This is a genomic window from Brevibacillus borstelensis (genome assembly GCF_036700025.1).
Classification (GTDB): Bacteria; Bacillota; Bacilli; order Brevibacillales; family Brevibacillaceae; genus Brevibacillus; species Brevibacillus borstelensis.
In genome coordinates this window covers 4,446,965-4,467,804 of record NZ_CP144922.1, presented here as the reverse complement: position 1 = coordinate 4,467,804, position 20,840 = coordinate 4,446,965, and the positions used below count along the sequence as shown (strand labels likewise).

20 protein-coding genes and 1 riboswitch are annotated in these 20,840 nt (G+C 52.0%); of the genes, 16 read left to right on the top strand and 4 right to left on the bottom strand.

Going from position 1 to position 20,840, the window contains the following annotated elements; all coding sequences use genetic code 11:
* Positions 1 to 4 precede the first annotated feature (4 nt).
* Complete coding sequence (locus V5G20_RS21410; protein WP_024983467.1) at positions 5 to 649, top strand: precorrin-2 dehydrogenase/sirohydrochlorin ferrochelatase family protein; 645 nt, start codon at positions 5 to 7, stop codon at positions 647 to 649.
* A gap of 108 nt (positions 650 to 757) precedes the next feature.
* Complete coding sequence (locus tag V5G20_RS21405; RefSeq protein WP_024983466.1) at positions 758 to 1,204, top strand: hypothetical protein; 447 nt, start codon at positions 758 to 760, stop codon at positions 1,202 to 1,204.
* A 337-nt stretch (positions 1,205 to 1,541) separates the two neighbouring features.
* On the opposite strand, the gene V5G20_RS21400 is transcribed toward V5G20_RS21405, so the two are convergent.
* Together V5G20_RS21400 and V5G20_RS21395 are read right to left on the bottom strand one after the other, a co-directional pair.
* Entirely contained in the window at positions 1,542 to 2,255 is a 714-nt protein-coding gene (locus V5G20_RS21400) for a hypothetical protein (protein ID WP_141334143.1), read from the bottom strand.
* Positions 2,256 to 2,316: 61 nt separating this feature from the next.
* Positions 2,317 to 2,805: a hypothetical protein gene (locus V5G20_RS21395; protein ID WP_024983464.1), complete on the bottom strand. Its 489-nt coding sequence runs from the start codon at positions 2,803 to 2,805 to the stop codon at positions 2,317 to 2,319.
* A 610-nt stretch (positions 2,806 to 3,415) separates the two neighbouring features.
* Here V5G20_RS21395 and istA point away from each other — a divergent pair.
* Both istA and istB read left to right on the top strand, forming a co-directional pair.
* Complete coding sequence (gene istA, locus V5G20_RS21390) at positions 3,416 to 4,639, top strand: IS21 family transposase (RefSeq protein WP_024982953.1); 1,224 nt, start codon at positions 3,416 to 3,418, stop codon at positions 4,637 to 4,639.
* Complete coding sequence (gene istB, locus V5G20_RS21385) at positions 4,636 to 5,439, top strand: IS21-like element helper ATPase IstB (protein WP_024982952.1); 804 nt, start codon at positions 4,636 to 4,638, stop codon at positions 5,437 to 5,439. Before istA ends, istB begins: the two co-directional genes overlap by 4 nt.
* On the opposite strand, the gene V5G20_RS21380 is transcribed toward istB, so the two are convergent.
* Positions 5,431 to 5,688 carry an L-lactate permease gene (locus tag V5G20_RS21380; RefSeq protein ID WP_338462128.1) on the bottom strand — a complete coding sequence of 86 codons (258 nt, stop codon included), beginning with the start codon at positions 5,686 to 5,688 and terminating at the stop codon, positions 5,431 to 5,433. The genes istB and V5G20_RS21380 overlap by 9 nt on opposite strands.
* A gap of 172 nt (positions 5,689 to 5,860) precedes the next feature.
* Here V5G20_RS21380 and V5G20_RS21375 point away from each other — a divergent pair, with 172 nt between their 5' ends.
* The 10 genes from V5G20_RS21375 to V5G20_RS21330 all read left to right on the top strand — a co-directional run bounded on the left by V5G20_RS21375 (position 5,861) and on the right by V5G20_RS21330 (position 17,070).
* Positions 5,861 to 6,052, top strand: coding sequence for a cupin domain-containing protein (locus V5G20_RS21375; protein WP_243014666.1), 192 nt, complete (start codon positions 5,861 to 5,863; stop codon positions 6,050 to 6,052).
* 57 nt (positions 6,053 to 6,109) lie between these two features.
* The gene (locus tag V5G20_RS21370) at positions 6,110 to 7,645 is read left to right on the top strand and encodes a DASS family sodium-coupled anion symporter (protein WP_338462125.1); all 1,536 of its coding nucleotides are present in this window, start codon (positions 6,110 to 6,112) and stop codon (positions 7,643 to 7,645) included.
* 288 nt (positions 7,646 to 7,933) lie between these two features.
* Positions 7,934 to 8,953 (top strand): TRAP transporter substrate-binding protein, encoded by a 1,020-nt coding sequence (locus V5G20_RS21365; RefSeq protein WP_003388096.1) that lies wholly within the window; start codon positions 7,934 to 7,936, stop codon positions 8,951 to 8,953.
* Between the two features lie 92 nt (positions 8,954 to 9,045).
* A complete protein-coding gene (locus V5G20_RS21360) occupies positions 9,046 to 9,537 on the top strand; it encodes a TRAP transporter small permease (protein WP_003388095.1) in 492 nt (163 codons plus the stop codon).
* Positions 9,525 to 10,799 (top strand): TRAP transporter large permease, encoded by a 1,275-nt coding sequence (locus V5G20_RS21355; RefSeq protein ID WP_003388093.1) that lies wholly within the window; start codon positions 9,525 to 9,527, stop codon positions 10,797 to 10,799. Before V5G20_RS21360 ends, V5G20_RS21355 begins: the two co-directional genes overlap by 13 nt.
* A gap of 151 nt (positions 10,800 to 10,950) precedes the next feature.
* Positions 10,951 to 11,049, top strand: a riboswitch (guanidine-I (ykkC/yxkD leader).
* An 85-nt stretch (positions 11,050 to 11,134) separates the two neighbouring features.
* A complete protein-coding gene (locus V5G20_RS21350) occupies positions 11,135 to 11,482 on the top strand; it encodes a DMT family transporter (RefSeq protein ID WP_003388091.1) in 348 nt (115 codons plus the stop codon).
* On the top strand, positions 11,482 to 11,796 hold the full coding sequence (locus V5G20_RS21345) for a DMT family transporter (protein WP_003388089.1): 315 nt from the start codon (positions 11,482 to 11,484) through the stop codon (positions 11,794 to 11,796). Before V5G20_RS21350 ends, V5G20_RS21345 begins: the two co-directional genes overlap by 1 nt.
* A gap of 155 nt (positions 11,797 to 11,951) precedes the next feature.
* Positions 11,952 to 12,920, top strand: coding sequence for an MraY family glycosyltransferase (locus V5G20_RS21340; RefSeq protein ID WP_024983124.1), 969 nt, complete (start codon positions 11,952 to 11,954; stop codon positions 12,918 to 12,920).
* Between the two features lie 284 nt (positions 12,921 to 13,204).
* Entirely contained in the window at positions 13,205 to 14,956 is a 1,752-nt protein-coding gene (locus tag V5G20_RS21335) for an ABC transporter ATP-binding protein (RefSeq protein WP_251255154.1), read from the top strand.
* A gap of 5 nt (positions 14,957 to 14,961) precedes the next feature.
* On the top strand, positions 14,962 to 17,070 hold the full coding sequence (locus V5G20_RS21330) for an ABC transporter ATP-binding protein (RefSeq protein ID WP_338462119.1): 2,109 nt from the start codon (positions 14,962 to 14,964) through the stop codon (positions 17,068 to 17,070).
* 68 nt (positions 17,071 to 17,138) lie between these two features.
* On the opposite strand, the gene V5G20_RS21325 is transcribed toward V5G20_RS21330, so the two are convergent.
* Positions 17,139 to 18,344 (bottom strand): TRAP transporter substrate-binding protein, encoded by a 1,206-nt coding sequence (locus V5G20_RS21325; protein WP_039071202.1) that lies wholly within the window; start codon positions 18,342 to 18,344, stop codon positions 17,139 to 17,141.
* A gap of 235 nt (positions 18,345 to 18,579) precedes the next feature.
* On the opposite strand from V5G20_RS21325, the gene V5G20_RS21320 reads away from it, so the two are divergent.
* On the top strand, positions 18,580 to 20,058 hold the full coding sequence (locus V5G20_RS21320; protein ID WP_003388083.1) for an ATP-binding protein: 1,479 nt from the start codon (positions 18,580 to 18,582) through the stop codon (positions 20,056 to 20,058).
* 6 nt (positions 20,059 to 20,064) lie between these two features.
* Positions 20,065 to 20,823 carry a response regulator gene (locus V5G20_RS21315; protein WP_003388082.1) on the top strand — a complete coding sequence of 253 codons (759 nt, stop codon included), beginning with the start codon at positions 20,065 to 20,067 and terminating at the stop codon, positions 20,821 to 20,823.
* Positions 20,824 to 20,840: the final 17 nt, after the last annotated feature.

Below are 20,840 nucleotides of genomic sequence, written 5' to 3'. Positions count from 1 at the left end.
GGATATGCGCCTCTATCCGATGATGGCCAAGCTGCAGGGGAAACGCTGCCTCGTCGTCGGCGGCGGTCAGGTGGCAGAGCGGAAGATCGGCAGTCTGCTCGCTGCCGGAGCGGATGTGGCCGTAGTGAGTCCGTCGTGCTCCCAAGCAGTTGAAGAATGGGCAGGGGCAGGTAGTCTTGTCCTGTTTCGCCGGCCGTTTTCTCCGGAAGACGTACGGGAAGCGGTGATCGTAATTGCGGCGACGAACGATCCGGCTGTCAATCTGGCCGTGTATCAAGCCTGCGGCTCTCACCAATGGGTGAACGTCGTCGACAGACCGGATTTGTGCAGCTTTACCGTTCCTTCCGTTGTCGAGCGGGGAGATTTGCAGATCGCCATCTCGACAGGCGGGCACAATCCGGGATTGGCCAAGAAGCTGCGCCGGCAGGTGGAGACGCAGTTCGGTCCCGAATACGTGGAATATACGGCGTTTCTTGGAGCGATGCGCAGCCGCGTGCTGGCTCTGTCGCTGGACGAAATGCGCAAGCGCGAGCTGCTCTCGGAATTGCTGGATGATCGCTTCCTGCACTGGACGAGAACAGGAGAGCGGGAGCGAAGGGACCTCGAGGCAGAGAAATTAATCGAACAAACGAGATGGACCGGCGCCTGAATGGCGGCCGGTTTTTTTATTGCAGGGACAGGAAACTTTTTACAGTCTGCTCCGTCTTCTCCAACAAGGGCTAGAAAATCCGCCATATTGTAAAGGAGAGACATTTTCATGAGAAGCCGATTCCTTGGATTTTGTTTGGCGTTCCTGTCGCTTTTCTTTTTGCAAGCATGCTCAGAAAAGAGCGAGGATACAAAGAGCATCTTGTACGAAAACACTACCCATCATTTTACGCTGCAGCTTCCAAAAAGCTGGGAAGGGAAATACGAGGTGACAGAGACGGAAAACCAGATCATCTTTTCCAGCAAAGCAAACCAGCCCGGCGGCATTCTGTGCGAAGTCAGAGTCTGGAGCCAGGAAGAATGGAAGCAGGACGGCGAGGAATTGACGACGGTCATTCACTTGGAGAAAATCGGCGAGACGGATGACAAGGTATACTCGTTCAGCACGCCGACCGATGTGCAATGGATTTTGGGCGATGCCGAGAAGGAGCGGGAATACCAGGCGATGTTTGCCGAGGTATCGGGGATCAAAGCGTCTTTTAAGATTAAGGAATAGCGGTGTGCAGAACATTTTTTTAGTTCGCTCTCGTTCTGTTGGCTGTCTGGTCCACGAAGAATCGCTGAAAACAAGCTTGGAGCGAAGAATGAATGAATAAAGAAGCATTATCATGAGAAATGTGAGATTTGTATGTTGCTAGTGAGATTAAGTAATGGTTAATACCCATCTATAGAGAATAAGTATTCTAAGAAAACACGGCGACCTTTCCCGGTGGAATACCGAATAGTGGTCGCCGTATATATTTTTCTACCAGTCTAATTGGCTGTATTTTAAACACATAAGTATGCTTGTCTACTAGCTTCTGTCTTGTATCCCAGAAATCAAAAACTTATTTTTAATAATCTGTGTGGACAAAAGTATAGTACCCGCCATTTGGAGACAGGCCCCAAGCATTTTTTTTCGATAGGAGACCATCCCAATTAGAATATTTATATAGTACTCCTTCAGTTTTCTTGAATCTGGGTACGAATGCGATATATCCTCTTTCTCCCAAAGCTAAGTTAAAGGTATAGTGATCAGTAGATGAATAGGTTTTTTGCCAAGTAAAGGAGGCTCCGGCAGAAATCGCGTCTTTTTCTGCACCTACAGAAGCGCTGAAAGAGTGACTGACTTGTGCTGATACAGTCTTACCAAGGGAACATCCACCAGTTGATGTGCATTTAATTCCATCAGTAACTTGTATCCAATCTCTACTCCACTCAGTTGAATTTGTGGTTTCAGTATAGGTGTAGTATTCGCGATAATCAGCTGCAGGATTTATCGTATTAGCTTTATTATTTGTAGGGATTGTTCTCTGGTTGTTTTGGGTGTGTAAATCCGTTGTATTAGATATATATTCCTCTTTGGTCATTGGTACTAAATAGCCACCAACCTCTTTTAGTGGGGTGATAAGCAGACCGGTTGATGGGTCGATAAAAGCATTTTCTCTGTTAATTTCTTGATAAGCTCTGTTTTCCTTACCACTTGCTGCTACTACTGAAGAAGATAAGACCAATAGACTTAGTGTGCAACTAATACCAAGAGACAAAAATTTCAGAATCTTTTTCATTTAATACCCTCATTTACCAATTTATTCAAATTATACTATTAAAAGTTAAAAAATGGAACAGCTATTTTTTGTCATTTGCGGATTCAACATAATAGTAGATCCCGCTATTTTTATCAATAGAAGGCTGGACCTTACTTCCGTTTTTAAGGCTGATTCTATTCTCGATAGTACTTGTAACTCCAAGGTAAACGTAGAAGGTTTTCTTTGATTGAGTATTAATTTCACATGTTATAGCAGGTGATGCGGTTTCATTCAGACGTTTTACTAATACAGGATCGTTCTCTCTATACCATGCGAATTGTCCATCTTTTTTGCTTAAACTTGCAACACCAACTATCGTTCCTTCGGGTACATTTTGCTTAAAAATAAGTAGTGTTTCGCCGTCTGTTTCTACTGTTGACAACAAATCACTTTCATTAATACTTTCTAGTTTAATACCATTTTGAATTGCGGCATCGGGTGAAGAAAACCACATTAAACTATCTTTACTACCTAATGAACAACCAGAAAGGATAACAAATATCATTAATACAAGCATCAAATACCTCATAATACTCTTCTCCCTTCTTCCAAAGTGTTGTGTCTGCGACTTTATTACAAAGCAGGAATGTATCAGTTTTTTACAATCGAATATAAAAACAGAAAATGGATGCAGCAAACATTCATCAGCAAAGACTCGTTTATACAATAGGCTCGGGAAGCTTCTTTATTCGCAGTCATTGGGGAAATAATGGCTAGTTAGAAATTCGGGAGGAGATAACGGGATTAACTGATTTTCAGATAGGGAATCAAATTGTTTTTTTAAAATATACCATTATAAAGTATGGAAAAAAAGGGTAAATTATGAATTCGCTTTAGTGTTATAAAATTATCAAATGTATGGATGAAAGCAGAATGCAAACGACTGGCCGGCCGGCAATGCGCCAAAGGACGTGCCGTGCGAATTGAACCCCGTGAGCCGCCTCGTTTTTGATGCAAATGGAAATGGAAATCGCAAAGCCTGTTACGAAAAAAACTGAATCCGCACGAGGCCGAGAACGACCCGGAAGTGTCACCGCCGGGTTAAAATTGACCCAGGTTCGCCGGAATGAAAATGACCCACCCCTGTAGAATACCTCTCTCTGAAATTACCGACCAAAGTAGCTTCAGAGGGGAGACATATGCTAAGGAGTGGGACTGTGATCAGATTACACGAACTTCAAGTGAGCGGCAAGAGTATCCGCGAAATCACAAGGGAAACGGGTCATTCCCGTAATACCATACGAAAATACCTCCGCGCAGAAGGAATTCCGGAACCTCGTCCGCGTAAGAAGAGAGTCTCAAAACTCGATCCGTTCAAAGCCTTGCTGGATCTATACCTCGAAAAGGGAATTTTCAATTGTGAAGTGCTGCTGCGTCTCTTGAAAGAGCGAGGTTACACGGGGGGCATTACGATCATCAAGGACTATGTGAAGCCCCGTCGACCTCCAAAACAGGCACCTGCGGTGCAACGCTATGAGACAAAAGCCGGACACCAAGCCCAAGTGGACTGGAAGATTTGCGAGTACATCGATTTAAACGGTGAAGTGCGTAAAATCCCCGTTTTTACGATGGTGTTGGGTTACTCCCGAGCGATGTACATCGAATTTACAAAGCGCTGTGACATCCACAGTTTCTTACGCTGCTTGATGAACGGTTTGGAATACTTCGGCGGTGTTCCAAAGACCATGCTAACCGACCAAATGAAGACCGTTATTCTTGGCATGGGCGATGATCGAAAGCCGAGATGGCATCCGTTGTTTGAAGATTTTGCTGCGGCTATCGGCTTGATCCCCAAAGTTTGCCGCGTACGACGTCCCCAAACGAAAGGAAAGGTCGAGAGAAGCGTTCAGTTCATCGAGCAGAACTTCATGCCAGGGCGATCATTCACCGATCTTGGTGACCTAAATCGCCAAGCCAGACACTGGTGCGATGAGCAAAACCGTCGTATCCACGGTACAACTGGGGAAAGACCGATCGATCGCTTGGCACAAGAGAAGCTCGGTATGCTTCCGTCTCCGGAACGATGGGCAAAGTACCGGTTTGAACCGAGGAAAGTAAGCCGTGACGGATTTGTGAGCTACGACGGCGTTCGTTATGGCGTTCCATGGCGGTATAGCGGACGTGAAGTAAAGGTACGAGAGGTAAACAGATTCGTCGAAATATACTGCGAGAAGCAGCTCATCGCCCGGCACGAGAAGCAGTACCAATCCCGAAGGCTAGTGATGTGTGAGGACCAATACACGAATTTGAGTACAGCTCAGGGATATGCTTATCCAAAGCCGCAAGGCGTTCAGATTCCTGTACAAGACGTGGAAGTGCGTCCGTTGGACGTGTATGAACGTCTTGTGGAGGTGGGCGCATGATTGAGCTCGAACAAGCCCGCCAGCGTCTGGAGGAACTTGGTTTGGGTCAAGCCGCCCAATCGCTTGATGCCAAGCTGGAAGCTGCCAGCCGGAGCCAAAGCACGTATCTCTCTTTCCTCAATGATCTACTGGACGCTGAGATTCAGGATCGCCAGCGCCGAAATGTAGAGGTCCGCATGAAGCTGTCTCACCTCCCTTATCGGCGTACGCTCAACGAATTCGACTTCTCGTTTCAACCGGGGATTGATGAACGACTGATTCGTGAACTGGCTGCGCTGACGTTCGTTGGGAGGCAAGAAAACGTGTTGTTTCTCGGGCCTCCCGGCGTGGGGAAAACGCATTTAGCCGTTGCTATCGCTATGGAGGCCATTGGACAAGGATTGCCTGTGTATTTCGTCTCTCTCGCGCAGCTCGTGGGCGATTTACGAAAAGCTTATGAAGAGAATCGCCTGGACAAACGAATGAGGGTATATCTCAGGCCACGCATCCTCATCGTGGACGAGGTGGGCTACCTCCCCCTCGATCCGCTCGCTGCAAACCTGTTTTTTCAGTTGGTTTGTGCACGCTACGAGAAAGGAAGCATGATTCTGACTAGCAACAAGAGCTTTGGCGAATGGGGCGAACTCATGGGCGATCCCGTTCTTGCTACAGCTGTTCTCGACCGCTTATTGCATCACTCCCACGTCGTGAACATCCGGGGGAACAGCTACCGGCTCAAAGAAAAACTAAAAACCGGAATCTATTCGACACCAGGCGCACAGGTGGGTCAAAATTATACCGGCGCTCGTGGGTCAAATTAATTCCGGCGTTGACAGGAAGATCGTTTTAAGCACAATCAAAGTGATTTTCTTGAGCAACTCATGCTCCCTCTCTTTTACATCCCCTACGGTGACACCGAGCAGGACGCGAGAAGGAGAAGCCAGCATAGAGTGGAAAGATGCCGTATTTTGTCTATAGGTAACCAGCTCGGGGGAAATGCCCAGCTGCGTGGCCGTTTGCGTCTGCAGCTTGATAAACATCGCATTAGAACCGGTGTTGCTTCTGGTCAAAAAGCGCCGCCCATCCCGCCGATCACCGAGGAGAAGAACATAAAGGCACCGCCAAACAAAGTGGCTGCGGCTTGGGCCAGCGTATCCGTCATTGAAGCGGCGGATAACATCCGTCGCACACCAAAAAGGTGTAAAGGAATACCTGGTCGTCACTCAAGGGAGGATGCGGGCCGTGCTTGGCGAATGCCTGCTCGATACGATTTTGGAAGAAGGGGATTCGCTCTACTTTGAGGCGGATATTCCCCACCGTTTTATCAATGTCGGGGACATGCCATTTAGCGATTATCCCGTAAATGACTCTACTAACAGCAGATCAGTCAGGCAGCAGAAGTCAGAGGTTTATATGAATCTTCTAAATAGATAGACAAATAAAAAGGGATACCCTATCCTGTACGAAGAATGCGTTTTTGGGGGTAAGCCTATGTCCACGATGACAAATCGGCAGCCGGATGAGGAGGCAGTTAGGCCAGAATCTGATGCGGTCAGCCCGGAATCGGTGGCAACTAGCCCGAAATCGACGGCAGACGGGCCGGAGTCGGCGACAGCCAAACGGCGGAAGGCGCTGCGAAAGCTGCTCTGGTTTGCCTTGTCTGTCCTCGCTTTTGTCCTCGTCTATTTTGGACTCGAAGCATATATGGACTATGGGGCTCGGGTCACCCTTGCGATTACGCTGGCCGTCATCGTGCTCTGGGTGCTGGAGCCGATCCCTTTTTCGATGACCGCCGTGCTGGTTCTGTTTTTGCTGCCGATCTCGGGAGCGGTTTCCACCGATTTGATCCTGTCTGGCTTTGCATCGCCTGCTATCTTTCTTATCGTTGCAGGCATGATGATTGCGAGCGGGGTCGAACAGACTCCGCTGGGCAAGCGGCTGGCGTATCAGCTGCTCTACTGGTTTGGCGAGAAAAAAGGAGGCGTGCTCGCCGGGATCATCCTCGTTCCCCAGGTCATGGCCTTTTTCATTCCCGCCGCTGCCGTGCGTACGGCGATGCTGTTGCCCATCGTTTTTTCCATCACGTCGATTCTCGGCGTAAAAGCGGGGGATGTCCGCGGCAAAAAGCTGATGATGGGCGTCGTGATCGGCTGCGGAATAAGCGGAACGGCTGTCCTGCCGGCAGCTCTTGGAAACGTGATTACGGTCGATTTGATCAACACCTATCTGCAGACACACGTGACCTATACGGACTGGCTCGTGCTCGCTTTGCCGATGTGGCTGATCATGATCCCGGCATCCTGGTGGGTGCTGTATCGCTCTTTTCCCGTGAAAGAGCCGATGCCCAGCGGATTGAAGGAAAAGATGAAAGAGTTGATCGCGGAGCTGGGACCGGTCAGCTCCAGGGAAAAACGGCTGATGGGCATCCTCGCAGGGGTCTGCGTCTTGTGGGCGCTGGAAGGCGTTCACGGGTGGCCTCCGGTCATTCCCGCCTTGATCGGAGCTGTTCTGATGGCGTGGCCGGGGATCAAGGTGGCGGACTGGGAGAAGATTCTCGATGTCAAATTTGCTCCGCTGGTGATGCTTGGCGTCACGCTGTCGCTGGGAAGGGCGCTGTACGAGACAGGTGTGACAGGTTACTTGTCCAAATGGATGGAATCCGATTTGACGCTGTACCTCTTTTCCAATCCCGCGCTGGCAGTGCTGACAGTGGCTGTGCTGACACAACTGATCCACAAGGTGACGTCAAATGTATCCACGGCGGTGATCGCCACCGTGCCTGTTGTGATGGCGTTGGCGGCCCACTCCCCCGATTCTCCGGCGCTGCTGCTCGCCTTTGTTGCCGGGCTTACCAGTCTGTACGGATTTATTCTGGTTGTCGAGACGATTCCGGGCGTGATGGTGCACGGGACAGGGTGGGTGACGCAGCAGGATTTCTTTGTACCCGGCTTTTGGCTGACACTCGTAACGACGGGCCTAACATTCCTGATGGCGCTGACCTGGTGGAAATGGCTCGGGTATTATTAGTTCAGATAGTCATAGTCACGGTAATTGCAAAAAAAGAGCGACTGATCTGCCGGCTGTTTTTTGGCGCCCTGCTGGCATCCAGTCGCTTTTTTGTCATGTTTTCCATTTGCTAGACAAGAAGAGGACCCTTCTCTCCGCTCCGAATCCCTGCTCCATGCCGGTTTCGCCGTGACCAAAATGACCAAAAAGAACAATAAGAACACAATATTTATAATGATTCCAAAATTTACTACAATATTTTTGGTAAACGCTTTCATGGCGGAAGGAAAAAGAGTAGGGGGTATTCTTATGAAAAAAAGATGGAAGGCTGCACTGGCAGGCTGTCTGTCTGTGCTGATGCTGACGGCTGCGGGCTGCGGCGGCGCAAAGACACAGGATGCATCGGCGTATACACCGGAAAAACCGTTGATCATCAAGTTTTCTCACGTTACGACGGCTGACAGCCCGAAAGGCAAGGCTGCTACCAGATTCGCCGAGCTGATGGCGGAAAAGACGGGCGGAAAAGTGAAGGTCGAGGTGTATCCGTCCTCCCAGCTCTACGGCGACAAGGACGAGATGGAAGCGCTGCAGGCGGGGAACGTTCATATCATCGCACCTTCCGCGACGAAGCTGGTCGGCTTCAATCCGGCTTTCCAGATCGTAGACATGCCGTTCCTGTTTAAAAACCACGACTCGGTGATCAAGTTCTGGGACGGAGAGCTGGGCAAAAAGCTGCTGGGCTCGCTGGAGAGCAAAAACATGCTGGGCCTGGCCATGTGGGAAAACGGGTTTAAGGTGTTTACCGCAAACAAGCCGCTGGCAAAGCCTGAGGACTTCAAAGGCCTGAAATTCCGGACGCAGGCAGGAAAGGTACTGGAAGCGCAGTTTAAAGCGCTCGGTTCCGGTGCAGCAACCATTCCTTTCGGTGAAACCTATACCGCCCTGCAGCAGGGAACCGTTGACGGCCAGGAAAACACCTGGAACAACATCGACACGCAAAAATACGTGGAAGTGCAGAAACATCTGCTCGTCTCCAACCACGGACGCCTCGACTACATCGTCCTGACAAACAAAAAATGGTACAGCGAGCTGCCGGAAGAGTTCCGCAAGGCGTTTGACGAATCCATGGCCGAAGCGACAAAATACGAGCGCGAGCTGGCTGTGCAGCTGGATAAAGAATCGGAGAACAACCTGAGAAACTCCGGCATGACGGTTGTCGAGCTGAGCGAGTCCGAGCGCGAGGCATTCGTAAAGCTGATGGAGCCGGTTTACAGCGAGTTTGCCGAGACGGTCGGAAAAGAGATCATCGACGGAGCCAGAAAGCTGTAATTCAGGGGAAAATGGAAAGCCAGGAAAGGCACCTGCCTAAAGGGAGCAAGGTGCCTTTCTCTTCCAACCAATGACCGGGGGAGGTAGATACAATGTCAAAATGGCGGGAGCGATATGCCACTTTCGAGGATTACCTTGCAGGGACACTGATTGTCATCGGTGTATCGCTGATCTTTTACGGAGTAGTTTGCCGGTATGTGTTTAACAGTCCCAAAGCGTGGATCGATGAAATCTCCACCTACTTTGTTGTCTGGGGAGCCTTGACAGGGTTTGCTGTCGCGCTCCGGGACGGCCATCACATCCAGGTCGACATTGTGTACGACCGCGTTTCTCCAGCCTTGCGAAAGGCGTTTGACGTGTTTTCAAATGCGCTTGGTGCCCTCTTTTGCCTTTGTTTTATCTTTTTTGGAGGAAAGCTGCTTTCGCTGTACTGGGTCACGCAGCAGCAATCGACTGACGTCGGAATTTATCTGTGGATCGTCTATCTCGTCATTCCGTTGAGCGGACTGATGCTCGGCTATCGCTTCGTGGAAAAACTCTTGGCCAGTCTGAAAAAAGAGGTGAAGATTGAGTGGAATGGATAGTATTTATCCTCTTTTTCCTGCTCCTGCTGCTGAGGGTGCCGGTCGCGATCGCCCTTGTTTTTTCCGCTTCGCTGGCGCTGCTGGACAGCGGCTTTAATCTGGATGTTCTGCCCCAGAAGATGTTCTCGGCACTGAATGTGGCGACTCTGATGGCGATTCCCGGGTTTATCCTGGCCGGGGTGCTGATGTCGCGCGGGGGGATTTCAAAAGCGTTGATCGATGCGCTGCGGGCATGGGTAGGCCATTATTCCGGCGGCTTGTCCGTCGTGACGATCCTGGCGTGCGCAGTGTTTGCCGCGATTTCCGGCTCCAGCCCGGCGACAGCTGCCGCCATCGGGGCGATCATGATCCCCGGGATGGTGGCAGCAGGCTACAGCAAGCGGTATTCGATGGGCCTCGTTGCCGCAGCCGGAACGCTTGGCATATTGATTCCGCCGTCGATTCCGCTGATCGTCTACGGGACTGTAGCGGAGGAATCGATCGGAAAGCTGTTTATGGCCGGTTTTGTGCCCGGACTGTTTTTGACTTTAGTACTGGTCATTGCCGCAATCATTTACGCGAAGGTGAAAAATTTTGGCCGTCTCCCCAAAGCGAGCTGGGAGGAGCGGATCAAGCTGAGCATAAGGGCGCTGCCTGCCGCCTTCCTGCCCTTTTTGATTCTCGGCACGATCTACATGGGCGTGGCCACTCCGACGGAAGCCTCTGTTGTCGCGTGTGTCTACTCCCTGATCATGGCGGTGTTCGTCTACCGCCAGATTTCCTGGAAGGACACGCAAGCCATCCTGCGGGAAACGGTGAATACGAGCGCGATGATCTTTTTCATCATCGCGGGCGCTACCGTGTTTGGCCTGTACCTGACCAACGCCCAGGTGCCGCAGGATATTGCGGCATGGATCATGGAGGGCGACGTCAACAAGTGGACATTCTTGATTGCATGCAACATCCTGTTCTTTATCATGGGGATGTTCCTTGAGCCGACATCGATTATTTTGATTACGCTGCCGATCTTCCTGCCGATCCTGCAGTTGCTTGGCATCGACGTCATTCATTTTGCCATTATCATGACGGTAAACATGGAGCTTGGCATGATCACGCCGCCGGTCGGACTCAACCTGTTCGTGGTGAGCGGCATCACCAGGGAAAAGCTCGAGGAAGTGGTAAAGGGCGTTATGCCTTTCATTGCCCTGATGGTGCTGGTACTGGTCATCATTATCATTTGGCCGTCCCTGTCGCTGTGGCTGCCGGTCCAGATGGCGAACTGAAGCTCTTGTCAAAAAAAGGAGAATCGAAGAGAGAGAACGAGAAAAACAGTCCCCAAGCGATGAGATGCTGCATCTTTCTCTCCCAGCAGAAAAAAGGGTGTTTGCTCACAAATCTCCTGTCTGCTATTCTTTAAAGCAAATCAAACATGCAAGCATTGTTTTCTAGGGTTCCGCAGCGAATCGCTGGTCTGGTCCGAGAGAAAACACACAGCGCTTCGCTGTGACACGGAGGGACAAAAGCCCGGGAGTATCGTTATGAATTGACGATATGCCCGGTTTTTTTTGTTTGCGCAAGGTCCGAGCGCTGAAAGCTGCATGTGAGGAGGGGAAGATGAGTGAATCGAGAGTGGACAAAGGTATTTTTTGCGGCATTTTTTGAGGTATTCTGGGTGATTGGCTTGAAGCATGCGTACAACGCCTGGACGTGGCTGGGAACGGCCGTCGCCATCTACATCAGCTTTTACATGATGATCATGGCGGGGAAAAAGCTGCCCGTAGGGACGGTTTACGCCGTGTTCGTCGGATTGGGTACAGCAGGCACCGTGTTTGCCGAGATCGCCTTCTTTGGCGAGCCGTTTAAGTGGGCAAAGATATTGCTGATTTTGCTGCTGCTGGCCGGTGTCGTAGGACTCAAGCTGGTCACCGATGACAAAAAGCGGCAACAGGAAGGAGCTGAGTCCTGATGGCATGGGTTTTTCTCGTATTGGCAGGCATCTTTGAAATGATCGGGGTGGCCATGATCAATAAAATGCACCGCGACCGAAATTGGCTGTCTACCGTCTACATGCTTCTCGGGTTTGGCGCCAGCTTTCTGTTTTTGTCTCTGGCCATGAAGACGTTGCCGATGGGGACTGCGTACGCAGTTTGGACCGGCATCGGAGCATCGGGCGGGGCCATCCTGGGCATGCTCCTTTATGGGGAGTCGAAAGACTGGCGGCGCATCCTGTTCATTTGCATGGTGCTGGGGGCCGCAATTGGACTCAAGGCGATTTCGTAAATCGCTGACAGCCTCAATCTCATCCACAAACACGGATACAGACAGTCACGACGGCGGATTGACGGTCAAGGCAAGATTTTTCAGACAAACAGCATCGACAAAATTCCGCATATTCCCTATAATGAACGGAAAAGACAGTCCCTATTTTGTAGGAGATGGTGACGATTTATTACGTACTTTCTTTCTTGATTTCGTTTGTGATCGTGTACTTGTTGATTCCGCCGCTGGGGAAATTGGCTTTCCGGCTCGATTTTGTGGACAAGCCGCGAAAGGATGTCGAGCGAAAAATTCATCGGGAGCCGATCCCGCTTACGGCCAGCTACGCGATTTATATCGGGTTTGCCGTGCCTTATGTGCTGTTTTCGGACGAAACCTTGGTTCAGACGATTGCCGTACTCGCGGGCGGCCTGCTGCTTCTGATCATTGGAACGGTTGACGATTGGTACAAGACGCAGGGCAAAGACTTCTCTGCTTTGCCAAAGCTGATTGTCCAGCTGTCAGCGGCTGTGCTTGTCTACGCGTCCGGCATCGCCTTTACAGGATTTTACAATCCGCTCAGTGGTGAGTACGTGCTGCTTCCGGTTTGGTTACAGTTTATTTTGACCATCCTCTGGATTTTTGGGGTGACGACGGTCATCAACTTCTCGGACGGCATGGATGGACTCGCCGGAGGGCTTTCCGCCATCTCGGCCGGAACGCTGTTTATTGTGGCTCTGGTAAAGGGGCAGAACACCTCTGCGATCATGGCTATCGTTCTGGTCGGAGTGGCAGTCGCCTACCTGCGCTACAACAAGCCGCCAGCCAAGGTGTTTATGGGGGATGCGGGAGCGACGTTTCTCGGGTTTATCCTCGGGGTCATCGCTTTGGATGGAGCCTTTAAGCAGGCGACGGTTCTCTCCTTGTTTATCCCGATCCTGGCGCTGGGAGTGCCGATTTTTGACAATCTGTTCGTGGTCACCAAGCGTTTTTTGCAAGGCAAGCCGATTTATCAAGCGGATGCCAGTCAGGCGCATTACCGCTTGCTGCGGACAGGGATGAATCAAAAACAGGTAGTGGCCTTTCTTTGCCTGATCAGTGTTTGCTTCAGCTTGACATCGATCATATTGCTGCTGCTGCAGGTATGAAAGCGCGGCGCTCGCAACGGACGGGGAGCAGAATCATGCAGACGATTCTGCTCTTTGTTTTGTTATGAGATGGCCATCAACAATTTTTAATAGAAGAACATTGACATTGATTCCCATCCGTGATAACTTACTCATGTGACAAAAAATTCCTTTCCGTTTGTTATGCGCAGGTCACGGCCTATCGTGGCGTGCGCTTTTCTCGTTTTCAGACAAAGCACATTGCGGTGGCGTGGTGTGCTTTTTTTGTTTTTTGACGCAGGACCAAAGAGAGGGGAGTGAAAAGCATGATCACGGTTATGCAAAAGCTCGGATGGTTTTTCAAGCAGGAATGGAAACGGTACACGCTTGCCATTTCGCTGCTTGTGATCACCAGCATTCTGGAGGTGGTTCCGCCCATGCTGGTGGGCAAGTCGATTGACTCGATTCAGCTCGGGGCGCTGACGTGGGCGGGGGTGACGCAAACGCTGCTGTTGCTCCTGGGCATTACCATCGTTACATACTGGATGAACTACGTGTGGTTTTACAAGCTGTTTGGAGGGGCGTTTACCATTGAGCGGCTGATGCGTTCACGGCTGATGCGGCACTTTTTGAAGATGACGCCCACTTTTTTTGAACGAAACCGAACGGGCGACCTGATGGCCCGCGCCACGAACGATCTGCAGGCAGTAGCGCAAACGGCCGGCATCGGGATTTTGACCTTGTTCGATTCCACCATTTGGATGGCGACGCTGCTCGTGACGATGGTCGCGTTCATTTCCTGGAAGCTGACGCTCGCTGCGATCCTGCCGCTGCCCATCATGGCGGTTTTGATCAGAATGTACGGCAAATGGATTCACTCGCGGTTTACGGCCGCTCAAAATGCGTTCGGCGAGATGAACGATGGTGTGCTGGAGACGATTTCGGGCATCCGGGTGATCCGTGCGTACGTCCAGGAGAGGGCGGCGGAGCGGCATTTCGCCGACGTCACAGGGGATGTTCTCCAAAAGAACCTGGCTGTCATCCGCATCGATGCGCTGTTTGAACCGACGATCAAAATACTGGTCGGCGTCAGCTACATGATCGGACTCGGCTACGGGGCACATCTCGTGTTTCATAATGAGCTGACAATCGGCGGGCTCGTTTCCTTCAACGTCTATCTGGGGATGCTGATCTGGCCGATGTTCGCGATCGGCGAATTGATCAACATCATGCAGCGGGGAAATGCCTCGCTCGACCGGGTAAACGAGACACTCAGCTACCAGCCTGATGTTCCCGAACCGACAGAGACGATACCGCTCGAGGCACCCGGACAGATTGCGTTTCACAACGTAACATTTCGTTATCCGACCTCGACTGTCGACAATTTGCAGCAGATCAGCTTCACGCTGGAGAGAGGGCAAACGCTGGGGATCGTCGGGCGAACAGGAAGCGGCAAAACAACGCTGGTCAAGCAGCTATTGCGCGAATATCCGCCTGGAGAAGGCAGCATCACAATCTCCGGGGTTCCGTTGGAGAAAATCGACATGGACCAGCTGAAATCATGGTACGGCTATGTCCCTCAGGAGCAGTTTTTGTTCTCGAGATCCGTAAAGAACAATATTTTGCTGGGCAACAGCGATGCGAGCGAGGAGGAGTTTGCCTATGCCCTGGCTGCTTCCGCATTCCAAAAGGATTTGCAGTACCTGCCCAAAGGAGTGGAAACGCTGGTCGGGGAAAAAGGCGTAGCGCTTTCCGGCGGCCAGAAACAGCGCGTTTCGATTGCCCGGGCACTCATTTCCGACCCGCACATCCTCATTCTGGACGATGCGATGTCGGCGGTCGACGGGCGCACAGAGGCGGAAATCATCGCCAATATCCGCAAGGCCAGAGCTGGCAAAACCACGCTGATTACGACACACCGGTTCTCGGCTGTACAGCATGCGGACCACATTTTGGTACTGGATGAAGGACGTGTCATCGAGGAAGGAACACATGATCAGCTCATGGCGTTGGGCGGCTGGTACAAGGAACAGTTCACACGCCAGCAGGTAGAAGAAAAACTGACAGGGAGCAGGTGAGGGAGATGGATGCGGAACTGTATGATTTGGAGATAGACCGGACCCCGGGCAATGTGGCCAAAACGGGCAAGCGGCTCGTTCGCTATGCGCTGCTTTTTAAATGGCAACTGCTCGCCGCGCTGCTGATGCTCGCCGTGGCGGTGGGAACAGATCTGGCAGGCCCCTTGATCGCCAAGCAGATGATCGATGTGCACATCTCCGGAATTGAGCAGCCCTGGTATGTGACAGAGCAGCAAGGTCCGTATGCGGTATCCTACGGCGGCAAGCTGTACAAACGCGCCGACCACTTTTCCGAGGGAGAGCCCCGCGGTGCGGAAGCAAGGGTGCTTCAGGTGCAGCAGGAATATTACTTTGTCGGCGAACCCGTGCTGCTTGACGGCGAAAGGACCATTACGCCGGAAGGGCAGCTCGCGATCACGAAGGGAACGGAAACCCGGACTTACGCGGCACAAAAGCTGGAAACGGGGGAGCTTTACCCGTTTTTTCAACCGGAAATGAGCGGTCTGATCCAGTTGTGCGTGTTCTACTTTGGCCTGCTGATCATTTCCGCTGCTTTCAGCTATGGCGAACGATACCTGCTTCAGGCTACCGCGAACCGGATTATCAGAAAAATGCGGATGGACGTGTTTGCCCACATCAACAAGCTGCCGATTCACTACTTCGACAATTTGCCGGCAGGAAAGGTCGTATCGCGGATTACAAACGACACCGAATCAACTCGCGATCTGTACGTTACCGTATTGGCCAACTTCTTCTCCGGTATCATTTATATGATCGGGGTATTCGCCGCCTTGTTCATGCTAAACAGCCAGCTTGCGGCCATTTGCCTGTTTATGGTTCCCCTTCTGGGCGTCTGGATCTACGTGTATCGTCGGTTCGCCAAGCGGTTCAACCAGGTGATTCGGGCGACCGTCAGCGAAATCAATGGAATGATCAACGAGACGATCCAGGGCATCACCATCATCAAGGCGTTTCGCACCGAGAAAAAGACGCAGCAGGATTTTGAAACGTACAATCTGAGGCATTTTACGTACAAAAGCAAGCTGCTCAGCCTGAATGCCATGACCGGTCACAATCTGGTCGGGGTTATTCGGAATATCGCCTTTATCGCCCTGATCTGGTATTTTGGCGGCATTTCCATCTCGGGGGTGGAAGGCGTCATTTCGCTCGGCGTGCTGTACGCCTTCGTCGATTACCTGAACCGGCTGTTCCAGCCCGTCGTACGCATCGTCAATCAGTTGCCGAATCTGGAGACGGCGCTAGTGTCGGCAGAGCGGGTATTCGTCCTGCTTGACGAGCAAGGGGAGGAAGTGTCGGATCAGAAAATCGAGCGATACAAAGGACACGTCAAGTTTGAGGACGTATGGTTTGCCTACAAGGACGACGAGTACGTTCTCAAAGACATTGCATTCGAAGCGAAGCCCGGACAGACCGTGGCGCTCGTCGGCCATACAGGTTCGGGGAAAAGCTCCATCCTCAATCTGCTGTTCCGCTTTTATGACGTGCAGCGCGGCCGGATCACGATAGACGGGGTCGATATTAAGGACGTCCCTCGCCAAACCTTGCGCGATCACATGGGAATCGTTTTGCAGGACCCGTTCCTGTTCACGGGCACGATCGCATCCAATGTCTCGCTCGGAGACGATTCGATTTCCAGGGAACAGGTGGAAAAGGTGTTGGCTGAAGTCGGCGGAGAGCGGGTATTGAAGCATTTGCCCAAAGGAATTGACGAGCCGGTGATCGAAAAGGGAAGCACCTTGTCGGCGGGGCAGCGGCAGCTGATCTCCTTTGCCCGGGCACTTGCCTTTAACCCGGCGATTCTCATACTGGATGAAGCCACCTCCAACATCGACACGGAGACGGAAGCGATAATCCAGGATGCGCTCGAAGTGGTGAAAAAGGGCCGGACGACGTTTATCATCGCGCATCGGCTCTCGACGATCAAAAACGCTGATCTGATTCTCGTATTGGACCGAGGCGAAATCGTCGAGCGGGGTGACCACGATACCCTGATGCAGCTTGGGGGCAAGTATTATCAGATGTATCAGCTTCAGCAGGGGGAGCAGGAGTTGACTGCGGTGGAGGCAGGCTCGCTGTCACCGCGAACCGTATAGCGACGCAATCGGCAAAGGACCGGACAATAAGCTGCCCGGTCCTTTGCCTGTTTTTGCGCATGAGAAGACTACCCGCAGTTCCGCAATAAGATGCGGGAACCAACCGTTTTGCTGCTCGCAAGGAGCAGTTCAGACTGCGATAATGACAGCGCTTTCGATTCTTGATTCCATAAATTGGGAATTACTTCAGGAAAGCGCTTGCCCTCTTTTCTGGCGATGCGGCGTCTTTTTGGTTTCGCATGCAGCTCTTCCAGCTCTTTCATAATGGCGGGGCCGATGACCGGAGCGAAAGCATCGTAGACCGACTTCATCGCCGCTTGCCATACCTCCGTTTCTTCCGCTGTCAGCTTGTGGATCTCCAGCGGCATTTTCTGGAGCTGGTTCCACTGCTGCTCGTTGATGGCGAGAGCTTGCTGGTTGCTGTACGCGGTCGTTTCCTTCAAGGCCTCCTGGATGATGGTTTGCGTTTCCGGCGGGAGATCTTCCCAAAACTGCTTGTTCATGATGACGGCATAGCCGAGATAGCCGTGATTGCTCAGCGTCATGTACCGCTGGACCTGATACAGTCTCCTCGTATAAATATTGGAGATCGTGTTTTCCTGGCCGTCCACCTGGCCGCTGGCGAGCTTTTGATACACGTCTGTAAACGGGGCCCCGTACCCTTTCGCCCCAAGCGCCTGAAACTGGGCTTCCAGCACCTTGCTCTGGATGATCCGGAAACGCTGTCCTTTGAAATCCTCCGGCCTGCGGATCGGCCGATTGCTCGTCATCTGCTTGAAGCCGTTGTTCCAGAAGGCCATTCCTTTCATGTCGAAAGGCTCCAGGCTTTCAAACAGCAGTCTTCCGATTTCCCCGTTGAAGGCCTCCTCCACATCCGTCTCGTCCCGAAAGGCAAATGGCAGATCGAGAACCGACCACTCGGGAATTTTGTCGGCAAGATTGGAAAAGGCGGGGGCGATCATCTGGATGTCGCCGTTTCGCAGGGCATCGTATTCCGTAATGTCGGAGTACAGGATGCCGTTTGGAAAGACCTGCACCTCGATACGTCCGTTGGATTTTTCTTTGACGAGCTGCGAAAAGCGCTCGACAGCGAGCCCCTTTGGCGTGTTTTCCGCGACAACGTGACTGAATTTGATAATCAGCCGATCCTGCAAGCCCTCCTGCTCCTCGTCATAGGCCAGTGGAGAAAAAGGCAGGTCGGTGCGAAACCCGATCAGGATCGCGCTCAAAAATCCGAGAACGACGACCAACGTAATGCTGAGAAATGATTTCATGAATGACACCTGCTTACTTTTTTGGTTGCCAATGCTTTTTCGATTTCAACCTCTCTTTTCTCGAGGACGTATGCGGCGGATACGATATAATGGTAACAGGTAACCCCATGGGAAAGGAAGAACCTCACTGTTTAAACAATTAAAAATTAAGGGAAAAATCACTCTTCTATCGGTCGGAATCGTTTTGTTCTCTCTGCTGATCGGCGGCATTATTCTTCTTGGAAGCATTATCCGCATGACGGAAAGTGAGCTGGGACAGCGCTTGATGACGACGGCCCGGACCGTGGCCCAAATCCAGTCCATCCAGAAAAGCATACAGGAGCCGGACGGCTGGAAAACCATTAATCCCGCCGTCCGCCGTATCCGGATCGTCAATGACGTCACCTATATCGTCGTATTGAACATGGACCGCATCCGCTTCTCTGACCCTCTGGAATCGAGGATCGGCACGGTTTTTCAGGACAAGCATGCGGAAGCTGCCTTTGCCGAGCACAGCTACCTGCAGAAGGTCGGGGGAGAAATGGGAACGGCCTTGCGGGCATATGTCCCGCTGATGGATTCGCAGCATCAGCAGGTCGGCGTCGTGATCGTCGGACATGTATTGCCCGGCATTTGGGAGATCATTTACCAACAGCGGGAGAACATCGTCATCACATTTCTCCTCTCGTTGTTTTTCGGGATTTGGGGATCGTATCTGCTCGCCCGCCACATCAAAAAACAGATGCTCAATCTGGAGCCCGAGGAAATCTCCCGCATCCTCGTCGAGCGGACCGCCGCGTTTCACGCCATGCGGGAAGGCGTGGTTGCGATCGACATTCAGGAGCGCATCACGATCTGCAATGACAAAGCCAAGCAAATTTTTCATATCGAGGGAGATGTGCTGGGAAAGCCGATTCGCAAAGTGATCCGCGATACAGCCCTGCCGGAGGTACTGGAGAAAAGGCAGAACTTTTTTGATCACGAGCTTCACGTCGGCAACGCTCTCTTGTGGTCCAACCGGTTTATGATCAAAGTGGACGAAAAGGTAGTCGGAGCGATGGCGATCTTTCAGGATAGAACGGAAGTCGCCCGGATGGCGGAGGAGCTGACCGGGGTCAGGGAATTTGTCGAGGCCCTCCGTGTTCAAAATCACGAGCATATGAACAGGCTGCATACGATCGCGGGACTGCTGCAGCTGGGCCAGCAGGAGAAAGCGCTGGAGTACCTGTTTGACATGAATGTCCAGCAGGAGGAGCTGACCTCCTTTTTAAGCGCGCGCATTGCAGATGACAACGTCGCAGGTCTTTTGATGGGAAAAGTAAGCAGGGGCAAGGAGCTGGGGATACGCGTCGTCATCGACAGGCGGAGCCACCTGGAGAGCTTTCCGCCCTATTTGGATCATCATAATTTCGTCTTGATTCTGGGAAATCTGATCGAAAACGCCTTTGATGCCCTGGAGCAGTCCGACAGGGAACACAAAGAGGTGTTCATCAGCATTGCGCAAGACGAGGAATCGTGCTCGCTGCTGGTCGATGACAACGGAATCGGGATGGACCATGACGTGCAGCAGCACATGCTGGAGCGGGGCTTTTCCAGCAAGCAAACGGAACATCGCGGATTGGGGCTGTACCTGGTCGATCAAATCGTAAAAAAAGGACGGGGCGAGCTGAGCTGCCAATCCCAGCCCGGTGAAGGGACGAGCTTTTTGATCACGTTCCCGATGAAGGAGGTGTAGCATAGAATGGAGAATCAAACGGCCATTCGCGTAGTAGTCATCGAGGACGACCCGATGGTGCAGGAGGTAAACCGGCAATTTATCGAGCGCGTTTCACCGTTCAAGGTCGAGGGGGTTGCCTCCAACGGGGTCGAAGGGGTGCAACTGGTCCAGGAACTGAATCCAGACCTCGTCATTATGGATGTATTCATGCCCGTCCAGGACGGCGTACGGACTCTTCAGGAGCTGCGGGCGTCCAATCAGGCGGTGGATGTGATTGTCATTACAGCGGCCAAGGACAAGCCGACCATTCAGACGATGCTCAGGAGCGGCGTTGTGGATTACATAATCAAGCCTTTTACGTTTGAGCGGATCAAGCAGGCATTGGAAAGCTACCGCTTGTATCGCAAGCAGTTGGAGGCGGACGGTACGGTCTCGCAGGAGGAAGTCGATCAGCTGCTGTTCCGGACAAGTATCGAGGGACGGAGTACAGACGCCGTGTCTGGTGTGGAAGGCGTTTCTTCTGGCGAAGCCTTTAGGGAAAAAGACCTGCCCAAAGGGTTGCACATGGATACATTGGAGAGAATCGCCCGTCAGCTTAGGGCCAACAAGACGCCGCTGTCTGCCGAAGAGGTGGCCGAGCGGGTAGGCATTGCCCGGGTGACGGCGAGGCGCTATCTGGAATTCCTGGAGAAGTCCGGACGCGTCAAAAGAGATGTGTCTTACGGCGGAGTAGGCCGGCCGACGAACCGCTACGTTTTGGCAGAGGCCGGGCAGAAGGCCTGAGCGAAACGAAGGAGAGT